This is a genomic window from Candidatus Latescibacter sp., from assembly GCA_030692375.1.
Taxonomy (GTDB): domain Bacteria; phylum Latescibacterota; class Latescibacteria; order Latescibacterales; family Latescibacteraceae; genus JAUYCD01.
In genome coordinates this window covers 1-7,796 of sequence record JAUYCD010000070.1, presented here as the reverse complement: position 1 = coordinate 7,796, position 7,796 = coordinate 1, and the positions used below count along the sequence as shown (strand labels likewise).

Annotated in this window: 7 protein-coding genes and 1 pseudogene; all 8 read left to right on the top strand. The window is 46.9% G+C overall.

Translation table 11 applies throughout. The annotated features are described in order from the left end of the window. Nucleotides 1–550 precede the first annotated feature (550 nt). The 8 genes and pseudogenes from Q8O92_04610 (at nt 551) to tpiA (ending at nt 7,679) form a co-directional block, all read left to right on the top strand. Nucleotides 551–1,597: an ATP-dependent 6-phosphofructokinase gene (locus tag Q8O92_04610; protein MDP2982595.1), complete on the top strand. Its 1,047-nt coding sequence runs from the start codon at nt 551–553 to the stop codon at nt 1,595–1,597. 12 nt (nt 1,598–1,609) lie between these two features. Continuing rightward, nucleotides 1,610–2,602: a ketose-bisphosphate aldolase gene (locus Q8O92_04605; GenBank protein ID MDP2982594.1), complete on the top strand. Its 993-nt coding sequence runs from the start codon at nt 1,610–1,612 to the stop codon at nt 2,600–2,602. A 47-nt stretch (nt 2,603–2,649) separates the two neighbouring features. Beyond that, on the top strand, nt 2,650–3,657 hold the full coding sequence (gene gap, locus Q8O92_04600) for a type I glyceraldehyde-3-phosphate dehydrogenase (GenBank protein MDP2982593.1): 1,008 nt from the start codon (nt 2,650–2,652) through the stop codon (nt 3,655–3,657). 18 nt (nt 3,658–3,675) lie between these two features. Further along, nucleotides 3,676–3,774 (top strand): annotated as a pseudogene (gene pgk, locus Q8O92_04595) (phosphoglycerate kinase). A 12-nt stretch (nt 3,775–3,786) separates the two neighbouring features. Continuing rightward, nucleotides 3,787–4,521: a nucleoside-diphosphate kinase gene (locus Q8O92_04590; GenBank protein ID MDP2982592.1), complete on the top strand. Its 735-nt coding sequence runs from the start codon at nt 3,787–3,789 to the stop codon at nt 4,519–4,521. 97 nt (nt 4,522–4,618) lie between these two features. Continuing rightward, a complete protein-coding gene (locus Q8O92_04585; protein MDP2982591.1) occupies nt 4,619–5,317 on the top strand; it encodes a hypothetical protein in 699 nt (232 codons plus the stop codon). Nucleotides 5,318–5,716: 399 nt separating this feature from the next. Further along, the gene (locus tag Q8O92_04580) at nt 5,717–6,910 is read left to right on the top strand and encodes a phosphoglycerate kinase (GenBank protein MDP2982590.1); all 1,194 of its coding nucleotides are present in this window, start codon (nt 5,717–5,719) and stop codon (nt 6,908–6,910) included. Between the two features lie 13 nt (nt 6,911–6,923). Next, nucleotides 6,924–7,679, top strand: coding sequence for a triose-phosphate isomerase (gene tpiA, locus Q8O92_04575; protein MDP2982589.1), 756 nt, complete (start codon nt 6,924–6,926; stop codon nt 7,677–7,679). Nucleotides 7,680–7,796 lie beyond the last annotated feature (117 nt).

Sequence of the window (7,796 nt, the reverse complement as noted above, 5' to 3'; positions counted from 1 at the left end):
TTACGCTTTCGTATTTTCATCTTTACCACGAAAAGTCCCCCTTCGGGGGATTTAGGGGGCTGCATCCAAAAATTAATAATAAGTATTTGTTTAAAAAAGAGTTAAGAAAATGTCATAGCAAGTTTGTGAATAATTCGGGTTGGTAAGTATTTTTGAAAATATTGCGCCTTGATTACACATTTAGATCCTGAAACGAGTTCAGGATGACACGTGTCATGCCGAACTTGTTTCGGCATCTATACTTACGATCACGAACCTTATCTAATGCATACCCACTTAATATAATCAAAAATCATTACCTTCTGCAATTGAAAATACTCGAACAACACATACCTTTTTTCCATTACAAGCCAGGTTTCCGACTTCATGGCTCAACTGTAGAATAATATGCATAAGATATTATTAATTCTCATAATACAGAAAATATTCCTATCATATATGCATTCTATATCCTTGACATTTACTTGATGGTTTTTTATATTTTAAGAATGTTTTAAAGGATGATACGGCAAAAGATCAGCGAGATTTAATTTTAAAAGGACTCTCTATCATGAATGGCAAACGCATAGGAATTTTAACAGGCGGCGGCGACGCCCCCGGTTTGAATGCTGTCATCCGCGCGGTAACAATAAAAGGAATTTCTCAGGGATATGAAATTGTCGGATTCAAAGACGGTTGGAGAGGGCTGATTAAACAGCAGTATCGTTCTCTCACTCTTTCCGATGTCGAAGATATTCACATGCTCGGCGGAACCATTCTCGGTTCTTCACGAACGAATATTGCCAAAATTGAGAATGGTTTCGAGATTGCGAAAAAAAATCTTGCAGATGCCGGGATTTTCGCGCTCATCGCAGCCGGGGGCGATGATACCCTCGGAGTAGCTCTCAAGCTCTACCAGGAGGGAGTAAATGTGGTTGGCGTTCCTAAAACGATCGACAACGATGTCAACGCCACCGATTATACCTTCGGCTTCGATACCGCGATAAACCGGGTGTGTGAGTTTTTGGAGATGCTAAGGACAACCACGAAAAGCCACAACCGTGTCATGGTGGTGGAAATCATGGGCCGTCATGCCGGATGGATCGCATTGCACGGCGGAATGGCCGGCGGAGCGCACTTGATTCTCATCCCCGAGGTCGAAGTAAAAGTATCGGAAATCTGCCAAATGGTCAAACGGAGGTATGAATCGGGCAATACCTGGGCGATAATCGCGGTGTCCGAAGGGGCTATTATTCCGGACATCATGAAAGAGGTCTCCCACTCATCACAGCTCGATGAGTTCGGCCATGTCCAGCTTGGAACCGGCAAAGGGATTGCCGAAAGCCTTGCAAATGCCATCGAATATGAAACAGGGTATGAAACCCGTTCTCTCGTTCTCGGACACCTTCAGCGCGGCGGAAATCCCTCGGCCTTTGACCGGGTGCTGGGAACCCGCCTGGGGGTGCATGTGATGGAAATGATCGATAAGGGACAATTCGGCATGATGTCATCTCTCAAAGGAGGGGAGATGAAAGAGGTGCATCTCGAGGAAGCAGTCGGCTCCCTCCATACTGTGGAACCATATAAATACGAAGTCGCGAAACTGTTTTTCAGTTGATAGGGGGTATATATGCCTTTAGTACCGATGCGTCAGCTTCTGGACGAAGCTTCGAAAGGTTCTTATGCTGTCGGCGCTTTTAATGTAAACAATATGGAGCAGATACAGGCTATCATGGCTGCCGCCCAGGAAACTCAGTCGCCGGTGATTATTCAGGCCTCGCGTGGCGCTCTGAAATATTCCAATTTTATTTACCTGCGCCACCTGATGCTTGCCGCTGCGGAAGAGAATCCGAATATCCCGCTGGCCATGCACCTTGACCACGGCAACAGCCTTGATACCTGCAAAAAAGCAATCGGACTCGGATTCACCTCGGTGATGATCGACGGCTCTTTGAAAGAAGACAGCAAGACTCCGACCACTTTCCAGGAGAATCTGGAGGTCACTTTGAGTGTTTTGGAATATGCACATCCCCTGGGGGTCACAGTGGAAGCGGAGCTTGGCACCCTTGGCGGAATCGAGGATGGAGTCGGCTCGGGGAAGATTCACCTCACCGATCCCGATCAGGCGGTGCAGTTTGTGTCCAGGGCCAAAGTGGATGCGCTGGCTGTGGCAATCGGAACATCCCATGGCGCTTATAAGTTTAAAGAGGAGCCAAAGCTTGCGCTTGACCTGGTGCAGGAAATCCACCGGAGAATTCCCGATGTCGCCCTGGTCATGCACGGTTCTTCCAGCGTTCCCCAGGAATTGGTGGATATCGTCAACAAATACGGGGGGAGGATGCCCAATGCCAGGGGAGTACCCATGAGCGCCATCCAGTCGGTTATTCCCCACGGTGTCCGCAAGGTGAATATCGATACGGACGGCCGCCTCGCAATCACCGGCGCCATTCGGAAAGTCTTTATTGAATCGCCGGAAAAGTTCGATCCACGGGATTATCTGAAACCGGCCCGTGACGCGCTCCAAAAGCTTGTTGCTCAAAAGATGCGCGATCTGGGTACTGCCGGACATGCCGGGGATTTCCAGCCAAAGACACTTGGCGATATGGTAGAGTTTTACAAATAGTCTTTGGGCTTTGTCACTTTGTAACTTTTGAAAAGGAAAGGTGAAACATGGCAATTAAAATCGGCATCAACGGATTCGGGCGCATCGGCAAGCTGGTATTTCGTGCGGCGATAGCCGATGGAGGCTTTGAGGTAGTCGGTGTCAACGATCTCATGGACACAAAGACCATGGCTCATCTGCTCAAGTATGATTCCACCCAGGGAAAATTCAAGGGAGCAGTTGAGGCGGTATCGGACGGCATCGTGGTAAACGGCAAAAAGATTCTCGTCACAGCGGAAAAAGATCCGGCCAATCTGCCCTGGGGCAAAATCGGCGCTGATTTGGTTCTTGAATCCACCGGCATTTTCGCCGATGATGCAGGTCTCCAAAAACACCTGGACGCCGGGGCGAAAAAGGTTCTCCTGTCCGTTCCGCCCAAATCAAAAGCAGATTCCAAGATAAAGATCGTTGTCATGGGAGTTAACGACAATGTACTGGTCCCCGGCGATACCATGATTTCCAACGCCTCCTGCACCACGAACTGCCTTGCTCCGATGGCCAAGGTCATCCATGAGAATTTCGGGATTGTGAGAGGGTTCATGACCACCATTCACTCCTATACCAATGACCAGAAGATACTTGACCAGTTTCATAAAGACCCCCGCAGGGCCCGTGCAGGCGCGATTAACATGATCCCCACCACCACCGGCGCAGCCCGTGCAGTCGGGAAAGTGCTTCCCGAATTGAACGGCAAGCTTGACGGCGTCAGCATCCGTGTTCCCACTCCCGATGGTTCTCTTACAGACCTGGTGGCTGAGTTGAAGGTGAATACCACTGCCGGAGATGTGAACGCCGCTCTGAAAGCGGCCGCAGAAGGCTATCTCAAGGGAATTCTCGAATATACCGAAGATCCCATTGTATCGAGCGATGTGATCGGCAATCCGGCGTCTTCAATCATCGACGGCCTCATGACATCCATGCTCGGCGGGAATATGCTGAAAGTATTCGCGTGGTACGACAATGAGTGGGGATACTCTAACCGCTGCATCGATCTTTTCAAAATAATGGCAAAATAACCTACATTGAGGTGTACAGTGGCCATAAAAACGGTTAAGGATATCGATGTCCGAGGCAGACGGGTCATTGTCAGATGCGATTTCAATGTCCCCCTCGACCAGAATAATTCTATTACTTAGGAGAAGTTTATGGACAAAAGAGAGCTCGAACAAACGCTTGTACTTATCAAACCAGACGCACTCAAGAATTCTTTAACAGGTTATATACTTTCTCAACTTTCCGAATTTCATACGGGATTGCATTTTTCTGCGACTAAGATATTACATGTCAGTAAAATGCTTGCCGAAGAACATTATGCTGAACATCGGGGAAAGATATTTTTCCCTTCACTTCTTGATTACATAATAGGACGCATCCATTATGCTGATGAACCATGGAAGCAAAGAGTAATCGCGATTGTTTATCAAGGTCCAGATGCAATAAAAAAGATACGAGATATAGCAGGTCCCACGAACCCTCACGTTGCTAGGGAAAAAAAACCAGGATGTATCCGTGCACTGGGGGAAGTGGTTTCTCTCAAAGATGCTGAAGGTAATGTAATCGGTGAGCGCATGGATAACCTCATTCACGCTTCTGCTACATGTAGTGAAGCAGAACGAGAAGTTAAGCTCTGGTTCAAACCTAATGAAATACCGCCATTAATGCATGCCTACCCTACCGAGGTAAGCGAGGATTACTACTACTTTAAGGATAACAAACTTTTCATAACACATGAGCCAAATAGCATTTGCTTTCTAGTCCCTGGTGATATTACATGGAAGTCTGATCAAGAAACGCTACGCCAGTTGAACCAAGGTATTAAGACATCTTGCTCCCTTGAAGCAATTGTTTCCAAATACCTCATAAACAGTGTAAATTATTAGTGTTTAACCTTTCACAATCTGTATAAGGACTTAATCATTTTCTCCTGATACAGAAAAATAATATATGAAATTCTTCATCGAATAAGAGATGAATAGTATGTATCATTTAGAAATCATTAGATCGGGTGGATTCACAGAGTATCTTGTGAATAAGGTGCATCAGACTAACGAACAGGATGAAACATTTGAACAGAAACTATCAAGTGCCTTGATCAAGATTGGGGTTGTCAAATCAGATGAACAACTGTACTCATATGAAGAATGGTATAACTACACCCGAAGCGGAGCTGAAGTGTATGTCGCAGCAGCTCAAGTGATCGTTGAAAAAGATGGTAAGAGGGAGGCAAGACCGTTCGTTTCTAAAGCGATTATCAATGGTAACGAGAGTATGAAACAGATGCTCAAACGGCGGACAATACTTACCTCTTTTGACATTCTTGTTCCCGAACTTTTTTCGGCAACCGACGCTTGTATCAACGAGCAATTCATTCCTTACGCTATAGATAGTTATACAGTCTTGAAAGGCCATATTACATTACATGTACTTAGTGATATTGCCCATGCTGCAGCTGTGCTTGACATCAGAGGCTTTCCAACCTTCAATTTTATTGATGATATGAGAACAGATGGCAAGCGTGCTTACTATGTGGACTTTGGATGGGACTTGTGGAATCCTGGTAAGCACCCTGTTGACAATGCTTATAAAACCCTCATAACGTTTGTTGAGCAAAATTTAAACAACTTTAAAGATACTGTTGAGCAAAATTATCAACAAAAAATTCAATATTTTACATGAGGTTTTTATAGAAAATATTTTTTTTATCCCCAGAAGATACCACAAGTAGTTCCCCTGTTTCCTTTTTTTCCCACTGGCACTACTCATTACGCCCCTTTTTTTCATCCTTGCCCAAACAGGCACAGGCCCCTATGCCCCTACGTTGTATACTTAATTGTTTTACTACTCTGTCACTTTGTCACATACCTACACTTTTTTTATTTTTCTTCTGCCGGAAATTTTTTATATTAGCAATGGGCTGAAGCCTCTTGTTAACATTGACTGCCGGGGCAGTCATGGCTTTATGGCAAATGTTTTGTTATTCCCTTTTGCCTTCTGAATTTTTAACGTTGTCAATTCTCTTCGTGTCTTTGTGTCTTAGTGGCTATTCTTTTTTCATTCTTTTCAACAGGAGTTACAATGGCGATTAAAACTGTCGAAGATTTCGATCTCAAGGGTAAGCGGGTCATTGTTCGGTGCGACTTCAATGTCCCCCTCGATGAAAACCGCACCATTACCGATGAAAACCGTATAATCGCTTCCCTTCCCACAATACGGTATATCCTCGAACAGGGAGCAAAGGTAATTCTGATGAGCCACCTGGGCCGTCCTAAAGGCAAGTATCTGCCTGAATTGAGTCTCTCTCCGGTCGCCGAAAGCCTCAGCCGCTATCTCGGCAAAACGGTGAAGTTAGCTCCCGACTGTGTCGGCGCCATGGTCGAGGCCATGTTGAGCGATATGCATGTCGGCGATGTGATCCTCCTCGAAAACCTGCGGTTCCACAAGGAGGAAACCGATAATGATGCGTACTTCGCAAAACAGTTAGCTAACTTCGCGGATGTCTATGTGAACGATGCATTCGGAACCGCCCACCGCGCTCATGCATCAACTGAGGGTATCACCCACTTTATCGGTGAGGTAGCAGCGGGTTTCCTCCTTAAAAAAGAGATAGATTATCTCCAGTGCGCGGTCATCGAACCCAAACGTCCCTTTGTTGCTATCATCGGCGGCGTCAAAATTTCCGGTAAGATTGATGTCATAATGACCCTTCTAGATAAGGCCGATACACTCCTCGTCGGCGGCGGTATGGCCTATACGTTCTTCAAGGCGATGGGATTCGAAATTGGTAAATCCGTTCTCGAGGTGGACCGTATCGAGATGGCCCGCGATATAATGAAAAAAGCTGAAGGTTCACGGTGTGAGTTTCTCCTGCCTGTCGATTGCATGGTCGCTGATCGGTTCGAGAACAACGCGCAGACACGGTATGTCGACCGTGATGCCATACCCCCCGACTGGAAAAGCCCAGATATCGGACCTAAAACAGCCGAGTTATATGCCTCGAAAATCAGGTCTGCGAAAACGGTGGTCTGGAACGGACCGATGGGTGTCTTCGAAATGGATACCTTCGCTGGTGGGACACGGGCAATAGCCGAAGCAATGGCTGACGCCACTGTCAGTGGAGCGATAACGATCGTCGGAGGTGGGGATTCCGCAGCTGCTCTTTCCAAATTCGGCCTTGAAAACGCCGTAAGTCATGTTTCCACCGGCGGCGGAGCATCCCTTGAGCTTCTGGAAGGAAAACTACTGCCGGGCGTTGAGGCGCTGGACCGGTAAGAAAGGGGGGCTGATGCGCAGGAAAATTATTGCCGGCAACTGGAAAATGAACCTGAATTACCGGGAAGCCGAAATCCTTGTCAAAGATATACTCAAAAGGGTGGGCGGTATTCAGGATGTGGAGATTGTTCTCTGCCCGACTTTCACATCCCTGTACAGTGTACACGAACTGCTTCGCGGAACGCCGGTAATGCTAGGCGCTCAGAACATGCACTGGGAAAAGACAGGAGCGTACACCGGGGAAATATCGGCGAATATGCTCTTGACTCTGGGTTGTCAGTTCGTTATATTAGGCCATTCTGAAAGGCGTACCTTTTTCCACGAAACTGACGAGAATGTTGCCCGTAAGGTAAGAAGCGCCCTCGGTTTGGGATTGATCCCCATAGTGTGTGTGGGAGAAACACGAGCCCAACGCGAGGGGGGCGTAACCGAAAAAGTGGTTGAAAGTCAGGTACGCGGCGCTTTTGCCGGGTTGAAACCGGAGGAATTTAAAGACACTGTTCTCGCCTATGAACCGGTATGGGCGATCGGTACCGGATTGAATGCCACTGCGGAACAGGCCCAGGCGGTGCACGGATACATCAGGAAGCTTCTGTCGGAGTTATTCGGCGAGAAAACGGCGAAATCGGCACGGATACAGTACGGGGGGAGCATGAAACCCTCCAACGCCCGGGAGCTTTTGACCCAGCCGGATATTGACGGAGGCTTGATCGGAGGCGCCTCACTGGAAGCCGAATCATTCGAAGAGATAATAAGGGCAGCCATGTAAAATAAAAAACTGTTTCTCGCAAAGTCCGCAAAGAAAAAGAAGAAATTTTAGACAGGATTAACATGATAGAATTAAAAAGAAAATATATAATCTTGTAAATCTTGTAAATCCTGTCTA

What these genes read in the sequence shown, in the direction of transcription:
- Q8O92_04590 (MDP2982592.1), top strand. Translation starts at nt 3,787, where the DNA reads ATGGACAAAAGAGAGCTCGAACAAACGCTTGTACTTATCAAACCAGAC.
- tpiA (MDP2982589.1), top strand. Translation starts at nt 6,924, where the DNA reads ATGCGCAGGAAAATTATTGCCGGCAACTGGAAAATGAACCTGAATTAC.
- Q8O92_04605 (MDP2982594.1), top strand. Translation starts at nt 1,610, where the DNA reads ATGCCTTTAGTACCGATGCGTCAGCTTCTGGACGAAGCTTCGAAAGGT.
- gap (MDP2982593.1), top strand. Translation starts at nt 2,650, where the DNA reads ATGGCAATTAAAATCGGCATCAACGGATTCGGGCGCATCGGCAAGCTG.
- Q8O92_04585 (MDP2982591.1), top strand. Translation starts at nt 4,619, where the DNA reads ATGTATCATTTAGAAATCATTAGATCGGGTGGATTCACAGAGTATCTT.
- Q8O92_04580 (MDP2982590.1), top strand. Translation starts at nt 5,717, where the DNA reads ATGGCGATTAAAACTGTCGAAGATTTCGATCTCAAGGGTAAGCGGGTC.
- Q8O92_04610 (MDP2982595.1), top strand. Translation starts at nt 551, where the DNA reads ATGAATGGCAAACGCATAGGAATTTTAACAGGCGGCGGCGACGCCCCC.